The sequence below is a fragment of the Amycolatopsis sp. NPDC028719 genome (assembly GCF_055565395.1).
On the sequence record NZ_JBVHUL010000002.1, the window covers coordinates 720,463 to 745,064 of the forward strand.

Annotated in this window: 16 protein-coding genes and 1 riboswitch; of the genes, 6 read left to right on the forward strand and 10 right to left on the reverse strand. The window is 72.3% G+C overall.

The window, feature by feature from the left end; translation table 11 throughout:
• Positions 1–116: 116 nt before the first annotated feature.
• From ACZ4TR_RS11385 to ACZ4TR_RS11395, 3 genes are all read right to left on the reverse strand, one after another.
• Positions 117–2,687 carry a helix-turn-helix transcriptional regulator gene (locus ACZ4TR_RS11385; RefSeq protein ID WP_465286939.1) on the reverse strand — a complete coding sequence of 857 codons (2,571 nt, stop codon included), beginning with the start codon at positions 2,685–2,687 and terminating at the stop codon, positions 117–119.
• Positions 2,688–2,891: 204 nt separating this feature from the next.
• On the reverse strand, positions 2,892–3,494 hold the full coding sequence (locus ACZ4TR_RS11390; RefSeq protein ID WP_465286941.1) for a hypothetical protein: 603 nt from the start codon (positions 3,492–3,494) through the stop codon (positions 2,892–2,894).
• Between the two features lie 4 nt (positions 3,495–3,498).
• Positions 3,499–3,927 (reverse strand): LppU/SCO3897 family protein, encoded by a 429-nt coding sequence (locus ACZ4TR_RS11395; RefSeq protein WP_465286942.1) that lies wholly within the window; start codon positions 3,925–3,927, stop codon positions 3,499–3,501.
• Positions 3,928–4,069: 142 nt separating this feature from the next.
• On the opposite strand from ACZ4TR_RS11395, the gene ACZ4TR_RS11400 reads away from it, so the two are divergent.
• Positions 4,070–5,476, forward strand: coding sequence for a PI-PLC domain-containing protein (locus ACZ4TR_RS11400; RefSeq protein ID WP_465286943.1), 1,407 nt, complete (start codon positions 4,070–4,072; stop codon positions 5,474–5,476).
• A gap of 23 nt (positions 5,477–5,499) precedes the next feature.
• On the opposite strand, the gene ACZ4TR_RS11405 is transcribed toward ACZ4TR_RS11400, so the two are convergent.
• Positions 5,500–7,383, reverse strand: coding sequence for a hypothetical protein (locus tag ACZ4TR_RS11405; protein ID WP_465286944.1), 1,884 nt, complete (start codon positions 7,381–7,383; stop codon positions 5,500–5,502).
• Between the two features lie 199 nt (positions 7,384–7,582).
• Between ACZ4TR_RS11405 and ACZ4TR_RS11410 the strand changes: the two genes are divergently transcribed.
• Positions 7,583–8,740, forward strand: a complete 1,158-nt coding sequence (locus ACZ4TR_RS11410; RefSeq protein WP_465286945.1) for an FAD-dependent monooxygenase — start codon at positions 7,583–7,585, stop codon at positions 8,738–8,740.
• Here ACZ4TR_RS11410 and metH read toward each other — a convergent pair.
• Positions 8,722–12,354 carry a methionine synthase gene (gene metH, locus ACZ4TR_RS11415; RefSeq protein ID WP_465286946.1) on the reverse strand — a complete coding sequence of 1,211 codons (3,633 nt, stop codon included), beginning with the start codon at positions 12,352–12,354 and terminating at the stop codon, positions 8,722–8,724. The genes ACZ4TR_RS11410 and metH overlap by 19 nt on opposite strands.
• A 14-nt stretch (positions 12,355–12,368) precedes the next feature.
• Positions 12,369–12,446: riboswitch (S-adenosyl-L-homocysteine riboswitch) on the reverse strand.
• A 154-nt stretch (positions 12,447–12,600) separates the two neighbouring features.
• Between metH and ACZ4TR_RS11420 the strand changes: the two genes are divergently transcribed.
• On the forward strand, positions 12,601–13,461 hold the full coding sequence (locus ACZ4TR_RS11420; protein WP_465286947.1) for a TIGR03619 family F420-dependent LLM class oxidoreductase: 861 nt from the start codon (positions 12,601–12,603) through the stop codon (positions 13,459–13,461).
• Positions 13,462–13,479: 18 nt separating this feature from the next.
• On the opposite strand, the gene ACZ4TR_RS11425 is transcribed toward ACZ4TR_RS11420, so the two are convergent.
• From ACZ4TR_RS11425 to ACZ4TR_RS11435, 3 genes are all read right to left on the reverse strand, one after another.
• Positions 13,480–13,641: a hypothetical protein gene (locus ACZ4TR_RS11425; RefSeq protein WP_465286948.1), complete on the reverse strand. Its 162-nt coding sequence runs from the start codon at positions 13,639–13,641 to the stop codon at positions 13,480–13,482.
• Between the two features lie 66 nt (positions 13,642–13,707).
• Positions 13,708–14,916, reverse strand: coding sequence for a GNAT family N-acetyltransferase (locus ACZ4TR_RS11430; protein WP_465286949.1), 1,209 nt, complete (start codon positions 14,914–14,916; stop codon positions 13,708–13,710).
• Positions 14,917–15,045: 129 nt separating this feature from the next.
• Positions 15,046–16,431 (reverse strand): sugar porter family MFS transporter, encoded by a 1,386-nt coding sequence (locus ACZ4TR_RS11435; protein WP_465286950.1) that lies wholly within the window; start codon positions 16,429–16,431, stop codon positions 15,046–15,048.
• A gap of 365 nt (positions 16,432–16,796) precedes the next feature.
• On the opposite strand from ACZ4TR_RS11435, the gene ACZ4TR_RS11440 reads away from it, so the two are divergent.
• Together ACZ4TR_RS11440 and ACZ4TR_RS11445 are read left to right on the forward strand one after the other, a co-directional pair.
• Positions 16,797–19,508 (forward strand): cellulose binding domain-containing protein, encoded by a 2,712-nt coding sequence (locus ACZ4TR_RS11440; RefSeq protein ID WP_465286951.1) that lies wholly within the window; start codon positions 16,797–16,799, stop codon positions 19,506–19,508.
• Between the two features lie 479 nt (positions 19,509–19,987).
• Entirely contained in the window at positions 19,988–21,139 is a 1,152-nt protein-coding gene (locus ACZ4TR_RS11445; RefSeq protein ID WP_465286952.1) for a cellulose-binding domain-containing protein, read from the forward strand.
• On the opposite strand, the gene mgrA is transcribed toward ACZ4TR_RS11445, so the two are convergent.
• Both mgrA and ACZ4TR_RS11455 read right to left on the reverse strand, forming a co-directional pair.
• Positions 21,136–22,131, reverse strand: a complete 996-nt coding sequence (gene mgrA, locus ACZ4TR_RS11450) for an L-glyceraldehyde 3-phosphate reductase (RefSeq protein ID WP_465286953.1) — start codon at positions 22,129–22,131, stop codon at positions 21,136–21,138. The two genes, ACZ4TR_RS11445 and mgrA, sit on opposite strands and share 4 nt — an antisense overlap.
• Before the next feature lie 31 nt (positions 22,132–22,162).
• On the reverse strand, positions 22,163–23,356 hold the full coding sequence (locus ACZ4TR_RS11455; protein WP_465286954.1) for an AGE family epimerase/isomerase: 1,194 nt from the start codon (positions 23,354–23,356) through the stop codon (positions 22,163–22,165).
• Between the two features lie 166 nt (positions 23,357–23,522).
• On the opposite strand from ACZ4TR_RS11455, the gene ACZ4TR_RS11460 reads away from it, so the two are divergent.
• Positions 23,523–24,584: a lytic polysaccharide monooxygenase gene (locus tag ACZ4TR_RS11460; RefSeq protein ID WP_465286955.1), complete on the forward strand. Its 1,062-nt coding sequence runs from the start codon at positions 23,523–23,525 to the stop codon at positions 24,582–24,584.
• Positions 24,585–24,602: the final 18 nt, after the last annotated feature.

Consider the following 24,602-nt stretch of genomic DNA (forward strand, 5'->3'; position numbering starts at 1 on the left):
GACACTCGGATCGGTGAAGCCCTCGCCCCTCCGTTGTCTCCAGTCTTGGGCCGGCGGGCGTCCGGGTCATGAGTAGCGGCCTACTCGGCTTCCGCCCTGTCACCGCCGCGGACTACCTAAGGACCGTCGCCGGGACTACTCCCCGAGACGAGCGGGCCTACCACCGAGGCCAGCTCGCGCCGCCCGGAAATACCCAGCTTCGCGTAGACGCCGTGCAGCACGTTGTCGACCGTGCGCACCGAAACCACGAGCCGGTCCGCGACCGCCCGGCTCGTCAGCCCCGTGGCCACCAAGCGGGCGATCTCCAGCTCCCGGACCGTCAGGTCCAACGGCGTGTCCAGCGAGGAAAGCGCCGGCGTCGCAGCGTCCTCACAGGACGCCAGCCACGCCCGCGCGCGCTGGGCGGACATCGCCGCGCTGCCGTTCCTGCCCTCCAGGCGATGCACCCGCACCGCCTGGGCCGAAGCCTCCGCCGCCAGCAGCCGCGCGCCCGCGTCGGCGAACGACGCGGCCACCGAGTCCAGCGCCGAAGCGTCCGAGACGGCCGAAGCGTGGGCCGAGTAGAGCTCCGCCATCCCGCCCGCCGACGGGATCTCCCCCGGCTCGCCCCCGAACCGGACGAGGTCGTGGCGGATCTCGGCGGCGACCGCGAGCCTGCCGTCTTCCGAAGCGGCCGAAGCGGCGGCGGCACCCAGCGCCAGGGCCCGGGTCAGCTCACCCCGCGCCGCGGCCACCCATGCGCCGTCCCAGTCGCCGAGCGGCTCCGCCACGCGTCCGCTCATCGCCGTCGCCCGGACCAGCGCCGCGGCGACGGCGGGGCGGAACTCGTGCGGCTGGTCGTGCGCGTCCGCCGCCAGGGCCTCGCGCAGCCAGCGGATCGCGCCGCGGACGTTGCCGTAGGCGAGCGCGACCGTCCCGAGCGACGCCGCCGCGCCCGCGACCGCCGGACCCCACCGGTCGCGGACGGCGTCCCGGTAGCCGTCCCCGGCCCGGTCTTCGGCCTCCTCCAGCCGGCCCGCCCGGCACAGCGCGGCGATCCGGGCGTGCTCCAGCCGGACCCGCGCACCGGGCGCGGACGCGTCCGAAATCCGCTCCGCGATGGCCAGGCCCTCGTCGACGACGCCGAGACACGCCTCCGTCCGCCCGGTCGAAGCCAGGGCCCCGGCCGCGACCACCAGCGCCGCGAGCCGGAGCGCGTCGCCCCGGCGGTTGCGGTCCAGCACCGGCCCGAGCAGGTCAAGGGCCTCGCGCGACGACCCCGCCGCCGCGCGCAGGGCCGCCCGGGCGGTCGCCAGCTCGTCCGAAGCCACCGCGCCGGACACCGCCGTCTCGGCCGTGTCCAGCACCGCGGCGGCCTCCTCGGACCGGTTCAGGCCGAACGCCAGGTTCCGGGCCCGGGTGGCGGCGACGCGGGCGTGCTGCGCGTCGGACACCGTTTCGCCCGCGAGGTCCGCGAGCAGCGAGTCGGCGTCGGCGTGCCGGCCGCCCGCGACCCGCACCTGGGCGAGCAGGAACTTCGCGCCGAAGCCGCCGCCCATCCGGGCGGCTTCGGCCGCCAGCTGCTCGGCCTGCGGGAAGTCCTTGCGCAGCAACGTCTCCCCCGCGGCCCGGATCAGCTGCGGGTCGGTCGGCAGCCCGGCGGCCAGCCGCCAGCGCACCAGCCGCGGCTTGTCCTCCGCGCGCCGCGCGCCGGTGAGGTCCAGGGTCTGCGCGAGGATCCGGTAGGTGTCGCGCTGGCGCAGCGGCGACGTCCGGCGCCGGATCACGTCGGCGTAGAGCGGGTGCGCGAGGCGGACGTTCAGCCGCCGCCCGGTCCGTTCCGAAACGACCAGCCCGGCCTGCTCGGCCCAGGCGAGGACGCGCGCGGCGCCGAGGCGCACCAGCGGTTCGCTGCCCAGCGGCTCCCCGAAGGCGAGCAGTTCCAGCAGCCGCCGCTCGTCGGCGTCGACCCGGTCGATGCGGGTTTCGATCAGCTCCACCAGCCGCGGGGTCGCCAGCAGGGCCCCGCTCCACCGCCAGACGCCGTCCTCGGCCGACAGCGAGCCGCTGTCGAGCCCGCCCTGCACCAGCTCGCGCAGGAACAGCGGGTTGCCCAGCGTCAGGTGCCACAGCCGGTGCTCCGCGCCGTCGTCGAGCCGCCCGCCCAGCGCCGCGGTGATCAGCTCGGTGGTCTGCGGGCGGGTGAGCTCACCGACGTCGAGACGCTCGGCGACGCGGTCCTTCCACATCGCGAACACCGGGTCCGGCACGCTCACGCCGTGCGGCGCGATCACGAGCACGAACGCCGACGCGGTCGCCGCCAGCTGGTGCACCAGGGTCGCGGACAGGTCGTCGAGCAGGTGCGCGTCGTCGACGCACAACACCAGCCGGCGCCCCTCCGCGCCACGGGTGAGGTGCCCGGCGACCTGGTTGAGCCGGTGCGCGCGGTCCCCCGTGCCGTCCGCGTTGCCGGGCAGGAGGTGGGCGAACGCGCCGAACGGGATCGTCGACGCCGACGACATCGCGCGCACCCAGTGCGTGCGGGCCCCGCCGGCGGCCAGCTCGGCCAGCAGCACCTTGGCCAGCCGGGTCTTGCCGGCGCCGGCGCGCCCGGTCAGCAGCAGGCCGCAGACCTCCGGATCGCCCAGCGCCCGGCGCGCCGACGCCAGTTCCTGTTCGCGGCCGACCAGCGGCCAGTCGTTCGCCACACCCACTGCCTCCCCAACCCCTCACGGGCTTTCCGCGGCCCGCGCACACTCGTTCCTCGGATAATGACTACGCGGAGCCCGGCCAAGTACCGGATCCGCGCGGCGATTTGGCATAAATCGATGAACGGCGCCGCGAATGCGACACAACGGACAGCCGATCTCCGATTTCGTGAACGTTTCCCGGCCATTCCAGGGAATCCGTGATCAACGACTTCCCGGTGATTCTTTTTCGTGGCCGACCATCATTCCTACGACGCGCGGCAGCACCACCGCGTTCCAGCCGGCCATGGCGGTGACGAGTTCCGGTTCCGGGCCGCCGGTCCACACGCGCACCTCGCCCGCGCGCAAGTCGACGCCGAGCACGCGGGACCACGGCACCTTCGGCGCGAACCACCGCCGGCGGCGCAGCCCTTCGGCGTCGGCGTCGATCCGCGGGTGCCCGCCCCCGCCGAACCGGGCGGTGGCGCCGCCCGCGATGGCGTCGACCGCGGCCCGCGCGAGCCGCGGGCAGGCCACCGATTCGACCAGTTCGACCAGCAGCCGCCACGTTTCGCGGGCGTCCTCGAGTTCGCCGCCGCGGAAGGCGTCGAACACGAACCGGCTCCGCACCCGGCCCCGGGCCAGGCCCAGCGCGTAGCTGGCTTGGTGCGGCCGGGCCGCCGCGTGGTAGGCGACCCGGTCCACTTCGGCCAGCCGGAAGGTCCGGTCACCGATGACGATCACGTCACCCGCCGCGGCGAGCGTGCGCCCGCCGCTCGATACCCGGACCTCGCCGGAGCCGGTGAACGAGAACTTCCCGCCCGCCATCGGGCTACTTGCCGGTCTTCGCCAGGCAGAGCACGACGCCGGTCTCGCCCTCCTTGCCCTGCCAGAACACCTGGTCGGCGTCCGGGTATGGGGTGCACGCGCTGATCTGCGCTTCGATCCGGGTCTTGTCCTCGACGCGTGCGACGACCTTGAGCGTCGCCTCGGGCGTTCCGCAGTCGACGATCTTCACGGAGTTCTCGCCGCTCTCGGTGACGCAATTGCCGGTCTGGGCGTTCTCGCCGTTGGACCGCGTGGCCACCCAGGCCAGCACGAGGACCCCCGCGACGAGGATCAGGAACACGGTGAGCACGATCTTCTGCCGCCGCTTCGACTTCTTCGGCGCGGGCGGTGGGGGCGGCGGTCCGGGCATCCCCGCCTGCGGCGGCACCGGCCGGGCCGGGTCCGGGTACTGGGGTCCACCGGTCTGGGTCATGGCGTTTCCTCCCTCGAACGTCCAGCTGTCGCCTTCTAGGCGTTCCACTCGCGTTCCACCACGTTCCACCCGATGTTCGGGACAACGACCGCTCCGGACGGCCAGGATGATCGGCACCCGCTCCCGACGTGAGGACCCGAGGATGACCCGACTGCCCGCTTTGGCCGTCACTGCCTTGACGGCCGCCGCGCTGCTGACCGGCGGCACCGCCGAAGCCGCGAGCCCGCCGTTCACCTCTTCGGTCTTCCGCGCGACCCACAACAGCTATTCGGGCAGCGTCGACGGGGCGAAGAACTCGATCACCTACCAGCTCGACCACGGCGTCCGGTTCATCGAGTACGACATCCACGACAACGGCTACGCCACGACCCACGACTACGGCGTCGGCCACGATTCGCCCGGCAACGCCGTCGACCACAGCGGCGGCAACCCGGCGTCGAACAACCTGCGGGACTGGCTGTCGGTGGTGAACACCTGGTCGGCGGCCCACCCCTCGGCCGCGCCGATCGTCGTCATGCTCGACCTCAAGGACGACCTGACCGACAACGCGAACTTCGCGGCGGGCAACCTCGTCGCGGTCAACCAGGAGCTGGAGTCGGTGTTCGGCGCCCGGCTGCTGCGGGCGCAGGACTACCCGGCCGGCTCGCCGACCGTCGACGCGCTGCGCGGGCGCGTGCTGCCGCTGCTGTCGGGCGACGGCGGCAGCCGCGGCGAGTACAAGCGGGACGTCGGGTACCACCCGGCGGTCGCGCTGAACGGCCGTGGCCAGATCGTCGAGGTGCACGACTCGGGCGGCGGCGCGCTCTGGTACTGGACCGGGACCTACGGCGCCGACGGCCGCGTCACCTGGCTGCGGCACGGGAAGTACGACAGCGGCCAGACGCCGGCCGTCGCGCTGAACGACGACGGCGACCTCGTCGAGGTCCACCAGTCGCCGACCGCGACCACGCTCTGGTACCACGTCGGCAAGCTCGGTGCGGACGGCGAGATCACCTGGCAGGCCAGCCACCAGTACGACAACGGCGTCCAGCCGACGGTCGCCTTCACCGACGGGACGCACCTGCGGGAGATCCACCAGAGCCAGAGCGGCAGCCAGAACTGGACCTGGAACGGCACCCTGTCGGCCACCACGGTGGCGTGGACCGGCAACGCCAAGACGTCCGACGCGCGGTTCGCCAAGGACACCGCCACCAGCGGCACCCGCCGCGTGAAGGTGTGGACCGGCGCCGACGGGCCGACGCCGTCGAACACCCTGCGCGTGGACACCGCGAGCGTCACCGGCGACCGCGTCCGCTACCGCCAGGTCGCGTTCGACGAGTTCCAGAAGGGCGACAGCGCGGAGCTGCAGCAGGGCGCGCTGTTCTACGGGGCACCCGCGACGGAGTCGGCGTTCATCACCTCGGCCCGCCAGTCGGGCAAGCTGGTCCGCGGCTGGGACTTCGACTCGGCGGGCGACGCGACGTCGCCCCTGGCGAACTACCCGGCGACCAACCACCCGTACGACGCCTGGTATCAAACCCTGCTGACCCAGAACGGCGCCGTCGAGTAGTCACCGGCCCCAAGCGAGGCGGGTCAGGTGGGGTGATAGGAGCAGCGGGTGCCGGTGCGGACGCCGCCGCGCAGGACGTCGCCGATCGCCGCGTCCGCCGCCGCGATGCGGGTCAGCGCGCGGCGGATCGCCTTGCCCACCGCGATCCGCGCCTTCTCCTCCGCGCCCGCGAACTCGCGGACGCGGCCCGCGAGCCCCGCCGCGGCCGACAGCTCGCCCAGCAGCCAGTCGCGCTCGGTGCGCACCCGCTCCGCCCGGCCCGCGTCGTGGTTGGCCTCGTGCTCGTCGAGCTCGGCCTCGAGGTTCGCGAGCCAGCGCCGGTAGTGCGCGGACGCCGCCGGGTCGAGCACCGGCTGCGCGGACGTCACCTCGGCCACCACCCCGTGCGCCAGCTCGACCGCGGTCAGCTCGTGGCCCGGGTTGTCCAGCAGCGTCGCCAGGTAGCCCATCCCGACGCTGTGCTCGACCTGAACGGACCGCCCGTCCAATGCGAAGAGCCAGTGGCTGCCCTGGCGCCGGCACGTGACCCGGCGGTCCGCGACACGGGTGGCGAAGGCCGGCAGCACCATCCCGAGCTGCGCGGCCTCGCGCGTCGCGGTGGCCAGCTCCCGCCCGGCTTCGGCCGAGCCGGGTCCCAGCGCCTGCGCGAGCCGCGCGCGGGACAACGCCGCGGCCGGCCAGTGGGCCAGTGCGAGGTTGTCGCGCACCGCCGCGCGGAAGTGCTCCGTGGCGCGCCCGGTCTCGCCCGCGGTCAGCATCGCCACGCCCAGCGCGTGCTGCACCGAGCCGAAGCAGGCGACGGCGAGGCTGCCCATCACCGGCAGCCTCGCGAACGGCGTGAGCAGCGCGTAGGCGGCGAGCGCCGACTCGACGTCCGAGAGCAGGTAGGCCGACTCGACGATCCCGTACATCGACACGAGCCAGCTGCTCGACCGCGGCAGCAGCGCCAGGTCCCGCCCGCGCAGCCGGGCCAGCGCGCCGGCCGCCTCGCGCTCGTCCCCGGCCGAAGCGGCGGCGACGGCCAGGCCGGCGACGAACGCGTTGTCCACCACGCTGAGCGTCGGCGAGTGCACCGTCTCCCGCAGCACCGGCAGCAGTTCGGCGACCCGGCCCTGGTACCAGCGCACCGCTCCGAGCTGCGCGGTGTACCAGCCGATCGCGTCGGCGTCCCCGGCCTCCTCGCCCCGCAGCGCGCAGGCGGCCGCGCGGGCTTCGGCCTCCTCGAACCGGCCCGCGCGGATGCTGAGCATGACGTCGATCGCGTCGAGCACGAACCCGACCGCGAGGTGGTCGCGCTCGGCCAGCAGGCCACGCAGGTCGGCGAGCCCGCGCTGGGCGTGCGGGTCGCCGTCGAGGAAGAGGTCGACCGTGCGCCAGAGCAGGCCCATCAGCAGGTCGCTGCGCCGCCCGGTGCGGAAGCCCTCGGTGATCAGCTCCTGCGCGAGCGCGCGCCGACGGCCGCCGTGGCCGGGGCCGAGCAGGCAGTGGTGGGCCAGGCTCGCGGCCTCGGCCCAGGCGACCGGGTCACCCGCGCGCTTGGCCTCTTCGAGCACGGCGAGGATCTCGTCGCTCTCCCCCGCCACGTAGTCGGCCTCGCCCGCGAGCCGCGCCTTGAGCCGCAGGGCCAGCGACGACCCCGGGTCGACGGCCGTGCGGGCACTGCGCAACCGCGCCTGCAGCAACGCCGCCGCGGGCACGCTCCGGTGTTCGTGCACCCACAGCCCGGCCAGGCCCAGCGCGGCGCGCGCCATCCCGGCCCCGTCGCAGTCCGCCTCCGCGGCCCGGTACGCCCGGTCGAACCACTCCCGGCCGGCGCGCAGGTCGCCGTCGGCCTCGAGTGCGCGCTCCCCGTTGCGCAGCAGCTCGCCGAGTGCGGTGGCCGCCGGTCGCGTTTCGCTGTCCAGCATCGCCGCCCCCTCTCCCCCGGCAAATGGTGCCCGCGCGACCGGCCGGGGTCAACGTGCGAAAACCGGCGGGAAAACCCTGCTCACGGCCGGGAATTTTCCGCCGTCACGGTCGGCGCGCGGTCCACTCGCGACCGTCGCTGACGGCGGCCGTCAGCGCTTCGCCAGCGACCGGTAAGCCGCCCTGGCGATGCTCGGCGGCATGAAGAACCTGACTGTCCTGATCTCCGGCGCGAGCATCGCCGGCCCCGCCCTCGCCCTCTGGCTGTCCCGCTACGGCTGCACCGTCACCGTCGTCGAGCGCGCCCCGTCGGTGCGCCCGGGCGGGCAGGCCGTCGACTTCAAGGGCGCCACCCACCGGACCGTGCTGGAGCGCATGGGCATCCTCGACGACGTCATCGCCCGCCAGACCGGCGGCACCGACCAGACGATCATCGACGCCGAGGGGCGGCCCCAGGCCGTGATCCCCGGCGAATTCACCGGCGGTGACATCGAGATCCGCCGCGGCGACCTGGCCGACCTCCTGTACGAGCGCACCGCTCCGTACTGCGAGTACCTCTTCGGCGACACCATCACGTCGCTGACCGAGACGGCCGGCGGCGTCGACGTCACCTTCGCCGACGCCGCGCCCCGCCGGTTCGACCTCGTCGTCGGCGCCGACGGCATCCACTCGACCGTCCGGCGGCTCGCCTTCGGCCCGGAACGCGGCTACGTCACCTTCCTCGGCCACTACTACGCCCTGGCCGAGCTGGGTGAGCAGGTCGCCGACGGGGAAGCCGTGATGTACAACGAGCCGGGCCGGATGGCGGCGGTCGGCGGGCCGAAGGCGTCGGCGTTCTTCGTCTTCGCCTCACCCGAGCTGGACTACGACCGCACGGACACCGGCACCCAGCGGAAGCTGGTGGCCGCCGCCTACCGCGACGCCGGCTGGCGGGTGCCCGAACTGATCGAGAAGCTCCCACAGGCTCGCGAGTTCTACCTCGACTCACTCGCGCGCGTCACGATCGACCGCTATTCCCGCGGCCGGGTCGTCCTGCTCGGCGACGCCGCCTACGGCAACACCCTCGGCGGCTTCGGCACCGGCTTGGCGGTCGTCGGCGCGTACGTGCTCGCCGGCGAGCTGCTCGCGGCCGGTGGCGACCATCGCGCCGCTTTCGCGCGCTACGAAGAACTCTTCCGCGGCTACGCGAAGGTCTCGCAGCGCGGCAGCGCGGGCCCGTTCCTCGCGCCGCCGTCCCGGCTGCGGATCAAGCTGCGGGACTGGACGTTCAAGTCACGCTTCCTGCTCCGCATGATGCTCAAGGCGACCGACAACTTCGCCACGGACATCGAGCTGAAGGACTACGCCCCGGGCTCGTAGGCCAGGTTCGGCCGCAGCCACTGCTCGACCTCGGCCACCTCGACACCCTTGCGGCGCGCGTAGTCCTCGATCTGGTCACGGGCGAGCCGGCCGACGGTGAAGTACTTCGAGTCCGGGTGCGCGAAGATCAGCCCGGACACGCTCGCCGCCGGCATCATCGCGTACGACTCGGTCAGCGCCATGCCCAGCTCATCCGACTCGAGCAGCTCGAACAGCTCCCGCTTCTGGCTGTGGTCGGGGCTGGCCGGGTAGCCGAGCGCCGGCCGGATGCCGCGGAACCGCTCCGCGTGCAGGTCTTCCAGCTTCGGGTCGGCGTCCGGCTCGAACCACCCGCGGCGCGCCTTGAGGTGGATGTACTCGGCGAACGCCTCCGCGAGCCGGTCGGCCAGCGCCTTGACCATGATCGCGCGGTAGTCGTCCTGCTCGGCTTCGTACTTCGCGGCGAGCTCGTCGGCGCCGTGGATCGCGACGGCGAAGCCGCCGAGGTGGTCGCCCGCCGGCGCGATGTAGTCGGCCAGGCAGCGGTTCGCCCGGCCCGCCGGCTTCGACGTCTGCTGGCGCAGCATCGGGAACCCGACGTGCGAGAACTCGCCGTCGAGCAGGATGTCGTCGCCTTCGGAGTGCGCCGGCCAGTACGCGTACGCGCCCTTCGCGGTGAAGCTGCCGTTCGCGATGATCTCGTCGAGCAGCGTGTTCGCGTCGTCGAACAGCTCACGGGCGACCGGCTGCTCCAGGATGGCCGGGTACTTGCCCTTGAGCTCCCAGGCGAGGAACAGGAACTGCCAGTCCACCATCTCGCGCAGCTCGGTGATGCTCGGCTCGACGACGCGGCGGCCGGTGAACTCCGGGGTCGGCAGCTCGTCGAACGGCACCTTCTCCGGGTTCGCCCGCGCCTGCTCGAGGGTGAGCATCGGCCGGCGCTGCTTGTTCGCGTGCTGCTCGCGCAGCACCTCCTGGTCGGCGCGGTTCTTCTCCGACAGCGCGATCGACCGGTCCGGGTCCAGCAGGTCGGACACCACGCCGACCACCCGCGACGCGTCGAGGACGTGCACCGTCGCGTTGTCGTAGGCGGGCGCGATCTTCACCGCGGTGTGCTGGCGGGACGTCGTGGCGCCGCCGATCAGCAGCGGCAGCTTCAGGCCCCGGCGCTGCATCTCGGTGGCGACGTTGACCATCTCGTCGAGCGACGGCGTGATCAGCCCGGACAGCCCGACCGCGTCGGCGCCCTCGGTGACCGCGGTGTCGAGGATCTTCGCCGCCGGCACCATCACGCCGAGGTCGATCACCTCGTAGTTGTTGCAGCCCAGCACCACGCCGACGATGTTCTTGCCGATGTCGTGGACGTCGCCCTTAACCGTGGCGAGCACGACCTTGCCCTGGCCGTTCGACACCGCGGCCCGGCCCGCCAGCCGGGCCTCCTCCTTCTCGGCCTCCATGAACGGCTCGAGGTAGGCCACGGACCGCTTCATCACGCGGGCGCTCTTGACCACCTGCGGCAGGAACATCTTGCCGGCGCCGAACAGGTCGCCGACGATCTTCATGCCGTCCATCAGCGGGCCTTCGATCACCTCGAGGGGCCGGGCCTTGAGCAGGCGCGCCTCTTCGGTGTCCTCTTCGATGTAGTCGACGATGCCGTGCACGAGCGCGTGCGACAGCCGCTCCTCGACCGTGCCTTCGCGCCACGAGAGGTCCACGACGCGCTTGGTGCCGCTGCCCTTGACGTTCTCGGCGAAGCTCACCAGCCGGTCGGTGGCGTCCTCGCGGCGGTCGAAGAGCACGTCCTCGACCAGTTCGAGCAGGTCCTTGGGGATGTCCTCGTAGACGGCCAGCTGGCCGGCGTTGACGATGCCCATGTCCAGCCCGGCCTGCACGGCGTAGAACAGGAACGCCGAGTGCATGGCCTCGCGCACGACGTCGTTGCCGCGGAAGGAGAACGAGAGGTTCGAGATGCCGCCGCTGGTCCGGGCGCCGGGACAGCGCTCCTTGATCCGGGGCAGCGCTTCGATGAACGCCTTCGCGTACCCGTTGTGCTCGGAGATGCCGGTGGCGACGGCCAGGACGTTCGGGTCGAAGATGATGTCCTCGCCCGCGAACCCGGCCTTCTGCGTCAGCAGGTCATACGCGCGGCCGCAGATCGCCACCTTGCGGTCGGCGGTGTCGGCCTGGCCCTGCTCGTCGAAGGCCATCACGACGACGCCGGCACCGTAGTCGCGGATGGTGCGGGCCTGGGCGAGGAACGGCTCCTCGCCCTCCTTGAGGCTGATCGAGTTGACCACGCCCTTGCCCTGCAGGCAGCGCAGGCCGGCTTCGAGCACGCTCCACTTGGAGCTGTCGACCATCACCGGGATGCGGGCCACCTCGGGCTCGGTGGCGATGAGGTTGAGGAACGTCGTCATCGCCTGCTCGGACTCGAGCAGGTCGGCGTCCATGTTGACGTCGAGCAGGTTGGCCCCGCCGCGGACCTGCTCCAGCGCGACGTCGACGGCGCCCTGGTGGTCGCCGGACTCGATGAGCCGCCGGAACCGCTTGGACCCGGTGACGTTGGTGCGCTCGCCGATCATCACGAACCCGGTGTCGGCGCCGATGCCGAACGGCTCGAGCCCGCTGAACCGGGTGCGGACCGGCGGCGCGGGCACCTCGCGGGGCGTGACGCCCTTCGCGGCGGCGGCGATCTTCGCGATGTGCGCCGGGGTCGTGCCGCAGCAGCCGCCGACCAGGTTGACCAGGCCTTCACGGGCGAACCCGCCGATCAGCCCGGCGGTCTCCTCCGGCGTCTGGTCGTAGCCGCCGAACGCGTTGGGCAGCCCGGCGTTCGGGTGGCAGGCGACGTAGGTGCCGGCGATCCGCGAGAGCTCCTCGACGTGCGGGCGCATCTCCTCGGCCCCGAGCGAGCAGTTGACCCCGACGACCAGCGGCTCGGCGTGCTCGATCGAGCTCCAGAACGCTTCGACGGTCTGGCCCGAGAGCGTCCGGCCGCTCAGGTCGACGATGGTGACGGAGATCCACAGCGGCAGGTGGGGCGCGACTTCGCGGGCGGCCGCGATGGCCGCCTTGCAGTTGAGCGTGTCGAAGATCGTCTCGATCATCAGCAGGTCGACGCCGCCTTCGGCGAGCCCGGCGATCTGCTCCGCGTACGCGGCCTTGACCTGCTCGAACGTCACGGCGCGGTACGCCGGGTCGTCCACCTTCGGCGAGAGGCTGAGCGTGACGTTCAGCGGGCCGATCGACCCGGCGACGAACTTGCCGCCCAGCTCGTCGGCGGCCTGGCGGGCCAGCTGCGCGCCGCGGACGTTCATCTCGTGGACGTGGGATTGCAGCCCGTAGTCGGCCTGGCCGATGCTGGTGGCGGTGAAGGTGTTCGTCGTGGTGATGTCCGCGCCGGCCGCGAGGTACTGGCGGTGCACATCGAGGATGACGTCCGGGCGGGTGAGGTTCAGCAGGTCGGGGTCGCCGGTGACGTCGTGGGTGTGCTCGCCGAAGCGGTCGCCGCGATAGTCGGCCGGGGTCAGCCCGGCGCCCTGCAGCATGGTGCCCCACGCGCCGTCGAGCACCGCCACCCGCTGCCCGAGCAGCTCGCGCAAGCGCCTGGTGGTGTCGGACTCGCTGGGGTTCATCGGCAGCCTCCCTCATCCGGGAGGCGCCCTTGGTTCGGTGGATCCGGCCGAGCGTGGCGGACCCGTGGTCCGTTGCAGCGCCTCTCGACCTGTGGTCAAGAGTACTGGAAACCGGACGGCTCACACCATCCCGCCCCACCCGGTTCTCCCACCTGCTGGGACAGTGGCCGTCCACAGTGGACTGAATACGCGGAGTAACCAGGCATCCACCTTGAAAACTGAAACACGTTCTAATACGCTCCCCGCGTGGACTACGGAATCGTGCTGTTCACCAGCGACCGAGGCATCACCCCGGCTTCCGCGGCGCGTGCCGCGGAAGCCGCGGGGTTCGCCACCTTCTACGTGCCGGAGCACACGCACATCCCGGTCAAGCGCGAGTCGCCGCACCCGCGCACGGGCGACGCGTCCCTGCCCGACGACCGCTACAGCCGCACCCTCGACCCGTGGGTGGCGCTGGCGACGGCGGCCGCGGTGACGTCGCGGATCCGGCTGTCCACGGCGGTGGCCCTCCCGGTGGAGAGCGACCCGATCACGCTCGCCAAGACGATCGCAAGCCTCGACCACCTCTCCGGCGGCCGCGTGACGCTCGGCGCGGGTTTCGGCTGGAACGTCGACGAACTGACCGACCACGGCGTCCCGGGCAACCGCCGCCGCACGGCGCTGCGCGAGTACCTCGAAGCGATGAATGCACTGTGGACGTCCGAAGAAGCTTCCTACGACGGCGAGTTCGTCTCGTTCGGCCCGAGCTGGGCGTGGCCGAAGCCGGCCCAGGCCCACATCCCGGTCCTGCTCGGCGCGGGCCCGACGGAGAAGACGTTCCGCTGGATCGCCCGCCACGCGGACGGCTGGATCACGACCCCGGCGGACTCCGACCTCGACGGGCACGTGGCGCTGCTGAAGGAGATCTGGCTCGCCGAGGGCCGTTCAGGCGCGCCGCGGATCTGCGCACTCGGCGAACGGCCCGACCGGGACCGGCTGGCCCACCTGGATTCCCTCGGCGTGACCGAGACGATCTTCGGGTTGCCGGACCGGTCCCCGGAGGAGGTCGAGGCTTGGATCGGCCGGCTGGCCGGGAAGCTCGGGCTGGTCGCCGCCACCGCTCGCTGACGCCGCCCGGAGCGCCCCTCAGAACCAGTGCAGGCAGTGCGGCTCCCGCTCCGCGCGGAACAGCGCGTCGGCAAGCGATGCCGCGCCCGGGTGGTGCGCCCGGACGTGCCCCGCCCGGACCAGCGTGCTCGGGGCGGTGCCGCGCGACGCACCTCCACTCGCCCACAAGCGTGCGGTCACCCTGCCGAACCGGTCGCCGGAGCAGGCCGAGGCTCGGACCGGCGGTCATCCCTCCTTCCGAACGGGTCAGAACCAGTGCAGGCAGTGCGGCTCCCGCTCGGCACGGAACAGCGCGTCGGCAAGGGAGGCCGCGCCCGGGTGGTGTGCCCGGACGTGCCCCGCCCGGACCAGCGTGCTCGGGGCGGTTCCACCCAGGTACAGCGACCCCAGGTCGCTCACGTCCAGGGACAGGTCGGGGTCGCGGTCCGTCGGGCCGCACTCGGCCTTGCCGTCGCGAATCGTCAGCAGGTAGCGGCCTCGCTCGCCGGCGAACGGGTCGGCGACCTCGAGGACCAGCTCGCCGTCGGTCGTCCAGCCGCGTGCGGTCAGCGCTCGCGGGATGTCCAGGATCCGCACCCAGAGCCAGTCCGTTTCGTCGCTCACCTGCGCCGCGCGGACGTCTTCGAGCTGCCAGCGCAGGGGGTGCCCCGGCGGGCACTGCCGGAACACCACCTCGGTGGCCAGGTCGTGGTCGAGCAGGAACCGGGCCAGGGCGGTGGCGACCGCGTCGTCGGCCGCGATCGTCTCGTCGACCGTCATCGCGCCCGCCCCTTCGAGCACGTAGGTCGCGTACCCGTCCGGGACGCCGTCGGCGTCGCGGTGGACGGCGACGTAGCGCTGCGCCGGGGCGACCGGCGGCCGGCCCGCGCCCCGGGCCCACCAGTGGTGCGGCCGGGACAGCGCACCCGGGCGGGTCCGGCGGTAGCGGTCGTAGACGTCTTCCAGGATGTCGGCGCAGTCGGCGCGCCGCAGCACCTCGATCGAACCGGGCACCGGACCGGCCGTCGCCCTCGGGGCGGCGAAGGCAGCTTGATGGCGCGGCACCGTCAGCCGGTGCGTGGTGGTCGCCGGGCCGTAGCCGAACCTGCGGTAGATCACCGCCTCGCTGGCCAGCAGCACGGAGAGGAACTCCCCGCGCGCCCGTGCGTCGGCGAAGTGCTGCCGCACCATCGCGGTGAGCGCGCCCTGGCGCCGGTGCGAGGGCAGGACACCGACGGCCGTCACGCCGGGGACCGGGACCACGGTTTCGCCGGGGAGGGTCAGCTCGAACGAGTACGCCGCGGCGGTGCCGACGGGGCGGCCCTCCGCCGTCACGGCGAACAGGGCGCGGTCCATTTCCAGGGCCGACCAGACCCGTTCCGCTTCGCCCGGAGGCTCCGGGAACCGTCCGAACGCGGCGAAGAGCGTGTCGACGAAGACCTCGCGGTCCTGCTCGGTCGTGGGACGGATCTCCATCGGCGGTGCTGCTCCCCTGGCTCGTGGTCCGGTCACAGTGCAGCGCCGGACGCGGCGGGGCAAGCGATTTACGCGAAAGTGCGGCGGGACCCGGACGCATCCGGGCCCCGCCGCCGAGACCCCCCGGGGTCAGCTCTTGGCCGCGACCCCCTGCCGCGCCCGGAGGTCGAGCTCGATCTGCTCCAGCGAGCGCCCCTTGGTTTCCGGCACGAGCCACTTCGTCAGCACGAAGAGCACCACGTTGATGCCGGCGAACAGGAACATCGAACCACCGATGCCGAGCGAACCCACGGCGGAGATGAGCGGGAACACCGCGCTCACGATGCCCGTCGCCGCCCAGAGGATGACACTGCTGACGCCCATGCCCGCCGCGCGGTACTTCAGCGGGAACACCTCGGCCATCATCACCCAGACGACCGCGCCCCAGCCGAGTTCGTAGCCGACCAGGTACAGCACCATCATCACCAGCATCAGGATGCCGCGCGTGCCGGTGTCGTGGACGTTCAGCACCACGAGCCCGGCGGCCACCAGCGTGATCACCATGATCACGTTGCCGATGAGCAGCAGGGGCTTGCGGCCCCAGCGGTCGACGACGAACACGACCCACGCGGTGAACAGGAACTTCGTGACACCCAGCAGTACGCCGGACAGCAGCGCGGCCTGCGTGGCGAAGCCGAGGCCGATCAGCATCGTCGGGAAGTAGGCGTTGATCGCGTTGACCCCGCTGAACTGCTGGCCGACCGCGAGCAGGATGGCGACGATCATCATCGGCCGCACGAAGCCGGAGAACAGGTCGCGGAAACGCGGCTTGCCCTCGGTGTCCATCTGGATGACCTCGCGGATGGTCGCGATCTCCTCGTCGAGGTTCACGGTGTTGCCGTGCGCGCTCTCCAGGACCCGCCGGGCTTCCGCTTCCCGGCCGTTCTTGAGCAGCCAGCGCGGCGTCTCCGGCAGGAACGCCAGCCCGACGAGCAGGATCACGGCGGGCACGATCGCGCCGGCGAACATCCAGCGCCACGCGGAGATCGGGCCGAGCCAGTAGCTGACCAGGAACGCGATCAGGATGCCGAGCACGATGAAGATCTGGTTCAGCGCGCCCATCGCGCCCCGCAACCGGGCGGGAGCCAATTCGGACAAATACGTCGGCACGGTCGACGACGAAACGCCGATGCCGAGGCCGATCACCAGCCGTGAAATCACGAGCAGCGCGAACGTCGGCGAGAAGCTCGCCGCCAGCGTCCCCACGATGACGATCACCGCGGCGACCATGATGGTGCGCCGCCTGCCGAGTGCTTCGTTGATGCGACTGGAAAGCAGCGCACCCACGATGGCACCGACCGACAGGCTGGCGGTGATCACGCCCTTGTCCCAGGCGGTCAGCGACCAGGCTTTCCCGATGAACGGGAGCACCCCGGAGATCACCCCGAGGTCGTAGCCGAACAAAATGCCGCCGAGCGCGCCGAAGAAGTACAAGGTGGTTCGGCCGATATGCCGCGCCGGGGCTGTCTGCGTCATTGCCGGGTCGCCTCTTTCGTAGGTCCAGTCCAGCCAGCGGGCACCACACTCACACGCCGGAAAAAGCCGGGCAAGACAGTCGTTGATAACGATTCAGAAACGTGATCGCCGTTCACATATGTGATACCGACCGGCGCACATCGTTGCTCCATCCGCCACACCCTCCTTTCCGGTCGCTCATCGGTACACAATGGACACGCCGGGAACCGGCCGCCGGTTCACTCAATCCACTGTGGACACAGCCGGGCAAGCGAAATCGTCGAAGCCGTTTTCCCTGGTCCAGACCCCGACGGAGGACCCTTTACAACGCTCCGAGCGCCGGTCTACCTTCCTCTGGAAGCGCTCCCAGAATCCTGGAGGCAGACGTGCGCAGCTCATCACCCCGTTCCCTCAGACGACTGCTGGCGGGCACGCTCGCCTTCGTCGTGCCGGCCGCCGTCGCGGTCATCGTCGCCGGTGCGCCGGCGTCCCCCGCCGCCGTTGCGGCCACCACGTGGCGCAACGCGGAGATCGGCGGTGGCGGGTTCGTCCCCGGCATCGTCTTCAACCAGGCCGAGCCGGGCCTCGCCTACGCCCGCACCGACATCGGCGGCGCGTATCGCTGGAACGCCGCCACCGGGCGCTGGATCCCGCTACTGGACTCGGTCGGCTGGGCCGACTGGGGCCACAACGGCGTCGTCAGCCTGGCCACGGACCCGGTGGACCCGAACCGGGTCTACGCGGCGGCCGGGATGTACACCAACAGCTGGGACCCCAACAACGGCGCCGTCCTGCGCTCGGCCGACCGCGGCGCGACCTGGCAGGCCTCGGCGCTGCCGTTCAAGCTCGGTGGCAACATGCCCGGGCGCGGCATGGGCGAGCGGCTCGCGATCGACCCGAACCGCGACAGCGTCCTCTACCTCGGCGCCCCGAGCGGCAACGGGCTCTGGCGCAGCACCGACTCCGGCGTCACGTGGGCGAAGGTGACCGCCTTCCCCAACCCCGGCGACTACGCGCCCGATCCGAACGACCCGACGGGCTACTCCAGCGACAACGAAGGCGTCACCTGGGTGACGTTCGACCCGTCGACCGGCACCCGCGGCAGCACCACGCAGACGATCTACGTCGGCGTCGCGGACAAGGCGAACACCGTCTACCGCAGCACCGACGGCGGCACGACGTGGGCACGGCTGGCCGGCCAGCCCACCGGGTTCCTGGCGCACAAGGGCGTCCTCGACCCGGTCGGCGGCTACCTCTACCTCGCCACCAGCGACACCGGCGGGCCCTACGACGGCGCGAAGGGCGACGTCTGGAAGTACGCGACGAAGACCGGTGCGTGGACGCGGATCAGCCCGATCGCCTCCGACAGCGCCGACGACTACTTCGGCTACAGCGGCCTCACGATCGACCGGCAGCACCCGGGCACGCTGATGGTCGCGACGCAGGTGTCGTGGTGGCCGGACGTCATCTTCTTCCGCAGCACCGACGGCGGCGCCACCTGGAGCCGGATCTGGGACTTCACGAGCTACCCGGACCGCTCGCTGCGGTACACCCAGGACATCTCGTCGGTGCCGTGGCTGACCTTCGGCGTCCAGGCCGCTCCCCCGGTGCCTTCGCCCAAGCTCGGCTGGATGACCGAGTCGGTGGAGATCGACCCGTTCGACTCCGACCACCTGCTCTACGGCACCGGCGCGACCATCTACGGCACGTCCGACCTGACGAAGTGGGACAGCGGCGGGAAGATCACGCTGAAGCCGGTCGTCGGCGGCCTCGAGGAGACCGCGGTGCTGGACCTGATCAGCCCGCCGTCGGGGGCGCCGCTGCTCTCCGGACTCGGCGACATCGGCGGGTTCCGGCACGAGAGCCTCGACGCCGTCCCGTCGACGATGTTCACCTCCCCGGTCTTCACGACCACGACCAGCCTCGACTACGCCGAGCTGAACCCGGCGACCATCGTCCGCACCGGCACGCTCGACCGGGCCGCCCGGCCGAACGACAACCGCGTCGCCTTCTCCACCGACGGCGGCAAGAACTGGTTCCAGGGCGCCGAACCGGGCGGCGGCGCGAGCGGCGGGACGGTGGCCGCGGCCGCCGACGGCAGCCGTTTCGTGTGGAGCCCGGACGGCACCGGCGTCAGCTATTCCGTGGGCTTCGGTTCGTCGTGGACGGCGTCGGCCGGCATCCCGGCGGGCGCGGTGGTCGAGGCCGACCGCGTGGACCCGAAGCGGTTCTACGGGTTCGCCGCCGGCCGGTTCTACGTCAGCGCCGACGGCGGCGCGACGTTCACCGCGACCGCCGCCACCGGGCTGCCCGCCTCTTCGGCGCACTTCAAGGCGATGGCGGGCGTGACCGGCGACGTCTGGCTGGCCGGCGGCTCCGGCACGACGTACGGCCTTTGGCACTCGACCGACTCCGGAGCGTCCTTCACGAAACTGAGCGGTGTCACCGAAGCCGACAACATCGGGTTCGGCAAGGCTGCTCCAGGCCGGACGTATGCGGCGTTATACGCCATCGCGAAGATCGGCGGGGTGCGCGGGATCTTCCGGTCGGACGACGCGGGTGGGTCGTGGACGCGGATCAACGACGACCGGCACCAGTACGGCAACATCGGGGCGGCGCTGACCGGGGATCCGCGGGTGTACGGAAGGGTGTACGTGGGCACGAACGGGCGAGGGGTGATCGTGGGCGAGTCCGGCGGTGACCAGCCGCCGGCCACGACGACGACCACCACCACCACGTCCGCTTCCCCGACGACCACCACGACCCCCGTGCCGTCTTCGTCGTGCACGGCGGCCTACGGCGTGACGAACCAGTGGCAGGGCGGCTTCCAGGCCGCGGTGAAGGTCGGGAACACGGGGACCGCGCCGGTGAGCGGGTGGACCGTCACCTGGTCCTTCGCCGACGGTCAGCGCGTGACGCAGGCGTGGAACGCGCAGGTGATGCAGACGGGGGCGGCGGTGTCGGCGGTCGACGCGGGGTGGAACAAGGCGATCCCGGCGGGCGGCAGCGCCGAGTTCGGCTTCACCGGTACCTCCGGCGCCACCAACGGAAAGCCCACCTCGATCGCGCTCAACGGCAGCGTCTGCGCGACCAGCTGAAAGCCGTGAAGGCCTCCTTACCGGCCATGAGCGCCGGTAAGGAGGCCTTCACGGCTTTTGGGCAGGGCGGCGGGTGGACGGAGCCCGTGAGAGCGCTCCCAGCCGGGTGGAGTACACGGGGAAGTCCGGCGCGGTGGACCCCGTCGTGATCTTCGGCAAGGATTCGCGGAATCCACTCCAACGGCGGCATCGGGGCCCTCCGGCCGGTGGCGTACGGCCACCACAGGATGCTTTACCGCCCAACGGCTTCGTCCGTTCAGGAGCGTTCAGTTCACGCGGAGCCCCTCGGGCACATCCGGAAACGGACCACCGGATCGGCTCGCGTCCGGGTCGCGCTTTACAACGACGACACACGGGGGTTACCTTTCCGGCGGCTGGAAGCGCTCCCATGCCAGGTCGCCTCGTCAGAACGCGGCCACCACCCAGGGGCGCCGTGGCGCGAGCCGCGGCGCCCCTGTCCGCGTCCCCGGGAGGCCCCGATGCACAGGTTCGCCGCCGCCCTCGCCGCAGTCTGCCTCGCCGCCGCCGCGACGACCGCGGTCGTCGCCGCCGGGCCGGCCACGGCCGCGCCGGCCTGCCAGGTCGGCTACCGCGTCAACCAGTGGCAGACCGGGTTCACCGCCGAGATCACCGTGACGAACGGCGCCTCCGCGCTCACGTCCTGGGCGCTCACCTGGCACTACGCCGGGAACCAGTCCGTGACCTCCGGCTGGAACGCCACCGTCCGCCAGTCCGGCACGGCGGTCACCGCGGAGAGCCTGCCCTACAACGCCGCACTGCCCGCCGGCGGCACCGTCTCGTTCGGCGTGCAGGGCACCTACAGCGGGACCAACGCGGAGCCGACGGACTTCGCGCTCAACGGCGTCTCCTGCGGCGACACCACTCCCCCGGTGACCACGACGCCGACCGCCCCGACGACCACCACGACACCGACGACCACGACACCGCCCGCCGGATGCGCGGACGCGGCGGTCTGCGACGACTTCGAGCAGCAGACCGGCACCGCCCCGGCCGGCCGGTGGACCGTCGGCGCGGCGAACTGCCAGGGCGCCGGCACGGTCACCGTCGACACCGCGGTCGCGCACTCCGGCAGCCGCTCGGTGAAGGTCGCCAGCCCGGGCGGCTACTGCAACCACGCCTTCTTCGGCGCGAGCGTGCCCGGCTCCGGCGCGCTGTACGGCCGGTTCTGGGTTCGCCACACGACCCCGCTGCCCGCCGCGCACGTCACGTTCATGGCCCTGCGCGACACCGCGGACGGCGGCCGCGACCTGCGGGCCGGTGGGCAGAACCAGGCCCTGCAGTGGAACCGCGAGTCCGACGACGCGACGCTGCCCGCGCAGAGCCCGGCCGGCGTCGCCCAGAGCGTCCCGTTGCCGACCGGCACGTGGTCCTGCTTCGAGTTCGCGATCGACGGCGCGGCCGGGCAGCTGCGGACGTGGCTCGGCGGCTCCGAGGTGCCCGGGCTCGTCGTCGACGGCGTGCCCACCCCCGACGTCGACCAGCAGTGGCTCGGCCGGGCCTGGCACCCCGCGGTGACCGACCTGCGGCTCGGCTGGGAGAGCTACGGCACCGACCCCGACACGCTCTGGTTCGACGACGTGGCCTGGGGCTCCGCGCGCATCGGCTGCTAGGCCGCGACGATCCGGTCGATCTCGGCCAGCTCGTCGTCGGTGAAGTCCAGGTTCGCGGTCGCCGCCACGGTGTTCTCGAGCTGGGCGACGCTGCTGGCCCCGATCAGCGCGGACGTGACGCGGCCGCGGCGCAGCACCCAGGCGATGGCCAGCTGGGCCAGCGTCTGCCCGCGCCGCTTCGCGACGTCGTCCAGCGCGCGGATCGTCGTCAGGGTCTCCTCGGTGAGCCGCTCGCGGGTGAGGAACGGGCTGGCGCCGGCCGCCCGCGAGTCGGCGGGGACGCCGTCGAGGTAGCGGTCGGTCAGCAAGCCCTGGCTCAGCGGCGAGTACGCGATCGAGCCGACGCCGTGCTCGTCGAGGACGTCCTGGAGGCCATCTTCCACCCAGCGGTTCAGGATCGAGTACGACGGCTGGTGGATCAGCAGCGGCGTGCCCAGCTCCTTCAGCGCGGCGATCGCGGCTTCGGTCTGCTCCGGCGAGTAGTTGGAAATGCCCGCGTACAGCGCTTTCCCGGACCGGACCGCGGTGTCGAGGGCACCCATGGTCTCCTCGATCGGCGTCTCCGGGTCCGGGCGGTGGGAGTAGAAGACGTCGAAGTGGTCCAGGCCGGTCCGCGCGAGGCTCTGGTCCAGGCTGGCCAGGAGGTTCTTGCGCGAGCCCCACTCGCCGTACGGGCCGTCCCACATCAGGTAGCCGGCTTTGGACGACACCAGGATCTCGTCGCGGTACGGGCGGAAGTCGGCGGCGTAGTGCCGGCCGAAGTTCGTCTCCGCCGCCCCGGGCGGCGGACCGTAGTTGTTGGCCAGGTCGAAGTGCGTCACGCCGAGGTCGAACGCCCGGCGCAGCACCGCGCGCTGGACGTCGAGGGGCTTGTCGTCCCCGAAGTTGTGCCACAGGCCCAGCGACACGGCGGGCAGCTTCAGCCCGCTGTGCCCGGCCCGCCGGTACGGCATGCCCGCGTACCGGTCTTCGGCGGCGGCGTAAGGCGACATCGTTCTCCTTGTCAGCGGGGTCCGGCGCAGTCTAGCCGCGGGCGATCAGCGCGCCGGCGAACGACGCGGCGGGCGGCAACGCGGGCAGGAGCGTCGCCTGGTAGGCGTGGTAGACGTCCGGCTTGCCCGCCCAGACCGCCGCCGCGGGGCGGTTCTCGGGGTCCAGCTCGTGGTGCCACGAACCGAGTTCGCGGTCGGCGAAGCACGTGTCGGCGTGCTCGCACCACTCCCGGAACCGGTCGAGGTAGGCCGTTTCGCCGGTCTCCTGGTGCAGCGTCCACGCCGCGGCGATCGCTTCGGCCACGACCCAGTGCAGGCGCGTGCGCACGACCGGCGTCCCGGCGAAGTCGGTGGTGTAGACGAATCCCGGGCGGCCGTCGACGGCCCAGCCGCGGTGGACCGCGGTCGCGAACAGCGCTTCCGCGTCCGGGACCAGCCAGGCCGGCGCGCCCGCGCCGAGTGCGCGCTTGAGGTGCACGGCCAGCCGCGCCCATTCGAAGAGGTGGCCGATGGTGGCGCCGAACGGCCGGAAGGGGTGGGCGGGCTCGTCGCGGTTGTGCTCGAGCTCGACGTGCCAGCCCGCGTCGTAGTGCTCCGGCAGCAGCCAGCCGTGCGCCCGGGCTTCGCCGTGCACCAGGTGGTCCACAATGGACAGCGCGCGCCCGGCCCAGACCCGGTCGCCGGTGACGTCGGCCGCGGCCAGGAACGCCTCGACCGTGTGCATGTTGGCGTTGGCCCCGCGGTAGGCCTCGAGCTCCGTCCAGCCGCGGTCCCAGACGTCGGCGACGCGGCCCGGGCCGGGCTCCCAGAACCGGCGTTCGACGACCTCGAGGGCCTCGGCCAGCAGCGGTTCCGCGCCCTCGGCGCCGGCGGCGACCGCGCTCGCGGCGGCCAGGACGACGAAGGCGTGCTCGTAGGCGCGCTTCTCTGACAACGTTGTCGTGGCATACCAGCCGCCGTGCTCCGGGTCGCGAAGCGGGCCGGTCAGTGCCAAGACGCCGTGTGCGACCTGCTCCCCGGTGTCGGAGCCCTGCAGCGACGCCAGCGCGAAGACGTGCGTCATCCGGCAGGTGATCCAGGTTTCGACGGGCCGGTCGAGGACCGGGCGCCCGGCGTCGTCGAGCCAGGCGAAGCCGCCGGCGGGGTGGGCCGCGTGGGCGGCGAAGCCGAGAAGGCGGGCGGGTTCGGCGCGCACCCAGGCCGGAACCGATGACGGACTGTCCACTCTCTGCCCTTCTCCACGGCCGGCCCGGTGATCGGCTCCCCCCGCCAAGGTAGGCCACGGCACCGCCGGTCGTCACCGCGGGATTCCGGAAGCGACCACCACCGCGTATCCTGATCGTGAGAGCGCTCCCAGTCTTCGACGCACGCTACCCGACGAAGGGACAGACGTGACCAGGAGACGAAGTACGATCCTCGCCGCCGTCACCGTGCTGCTGGCGAGCCTGACGGCGATCCTGCTGAACACCGGCACGGCCGAAGCACACGGCGCCATGATGAAGCCGGGCAGCCGGACGTTCCTGTGCTGGCAGGACGGGCTCAGCTCGACCGGCCAGATCATCCCGCAGAACCCCGCCTGCGCGGCCGCGGTGACCACCAGCGGCGCCAACTCGCTGTACAACTGGTTCGCCGTGCTGCGGTCCGACGGCGCCGGCCGCACGCGCGGCTTCATCCCGGACGGGAAGCTGTGCTCCGGCGGCAACCCGGGCTACGCCGGCTTCGACCAGGTCGGCGACTGGCCGCTGACCCACCTCACCGCCGGGGCCACGTTCGACTTCTCGTACAACGCGTGGGCCGCGCACCCGGGCTGGTTCTACACGTACGTGACGAAGGACGGCTGGGACCCGTCACGGCCGCTGACGTGGGACTCGCTGGAGGACCAGCCGTTCCTGACGGTGGACCACCCGCCGGTGACCGGCCAGGTCGGCACGGTGGACGGGCAGTACAAGTGGAGCGGCGCGCTGCCGGCGAACAAGTCCGGACGCCACATCATCTACTCGGTGTGGAAGCGCTCCGACAGCGCCGAGACGTTCTACGGCTGCTCCGACGTCACGTTCGACGGCGGGCACGGCGAGGTGACGGGCGTCCACGAGCCGGGCAGCCCGACGACCACGCCGACGACGCCGACGACCACGCCGCCCCCGGACGGCTCGTGCATGGCGATGTACGAGGTCACGAACACCTGGAACGGCGGCTACCAGGCGACGGTGACGGTGATGAACCACGGCACCGCGGCCTACCGCGGCTGGCAGGCGGGCTGGACGTTGCCGGCGGGCCAGACGATCGGCAGCGTCTGGAACGGCACGCTGAGCCAGTCCGGCTCGACGGTGACGGTCCGCAACGCCGACTGGAACGGTGCCGTCGCCCCCGACGGGACGACCACGTTCGGGCTGGTGGTGAACGCGTCGGGGAGCAACCCGGCCCAGCCGTCGCTCACCTGCCAAGGCACCTGAGGGGCCGGCAGCACCGGC

Coding starts and splice junctions, on each gene's coding strand:
- ACZ4TR_RS11390 (WP_465286941.1), bottom strand. CDS start 3,494: ATGGCGGGCGGGAAGTTCTCGTTCACCGGCTCCGGCGAGGTCCGGGTA.
- ACZ4TR_RS11395 (WP_465286942.1), bottom strand. CDS start 3,927: ATGACCCAGACCGGTGGACCCCAGTACCCGGACCCGGCCCGGCCGGTG.
- ACZ4TR_RS11400 (WP_465286943.1), top strand. CDS start 4,070: ATGACCCGACTGCCCGCTTTGGCCGTCACTGCCTTGACGGCCGCCGCG.
- ACZ4TR_RS11405 (WP_465286944.1), bottom strand. CDS start 7,383: ATGCTGGACAGCGAAACGCGACCGGCGGCCACCGCACTCGGCGAGCTG.
- ACZ4TR_RS11410 (WP_465286945.1), top strand. CDS start 7,583: ATGAAGAACCTGACTGTCCTGATCTCCGGCGCGAGCATCGCCGGCCCC.
- metH (WP_465286946.1), bottom strand. CDS start 12,354: ATGAACCCCAGCGAGTCCGACACCACCAGGCGCTTGCGCGAGCTGCTC.
- ACZ4TR_RS11430 (WP_465286949.1), bottom strand. CDS start 14,916: ATGGAGATCCGTCCCACGACCGAGCAGGACCGCGAGGTCTTCGTCGAC.
- ACZ4TR_RS11435 (WP_465286950.1), bottom strand. CDS start 16,431: ATGACGCAGACAGCCCCGGCGCGGCATATCGGCCGAACCACCTTGTAC.
- ACZ4TR_RS11445 (WP_465286952.1), top strand. CDS start 19,988: ATGCACAGGTTCGCCGCCGCCCTCGCCGCAGTCTGCCTCGCCGCCGCC.
- mgrA (WP_465286953.1), bottom strand. CDS start 22,131: ATGTCGCCTTACGCCGCCGCCGAAGACCGGTACGCGGGCATGCCGTAC.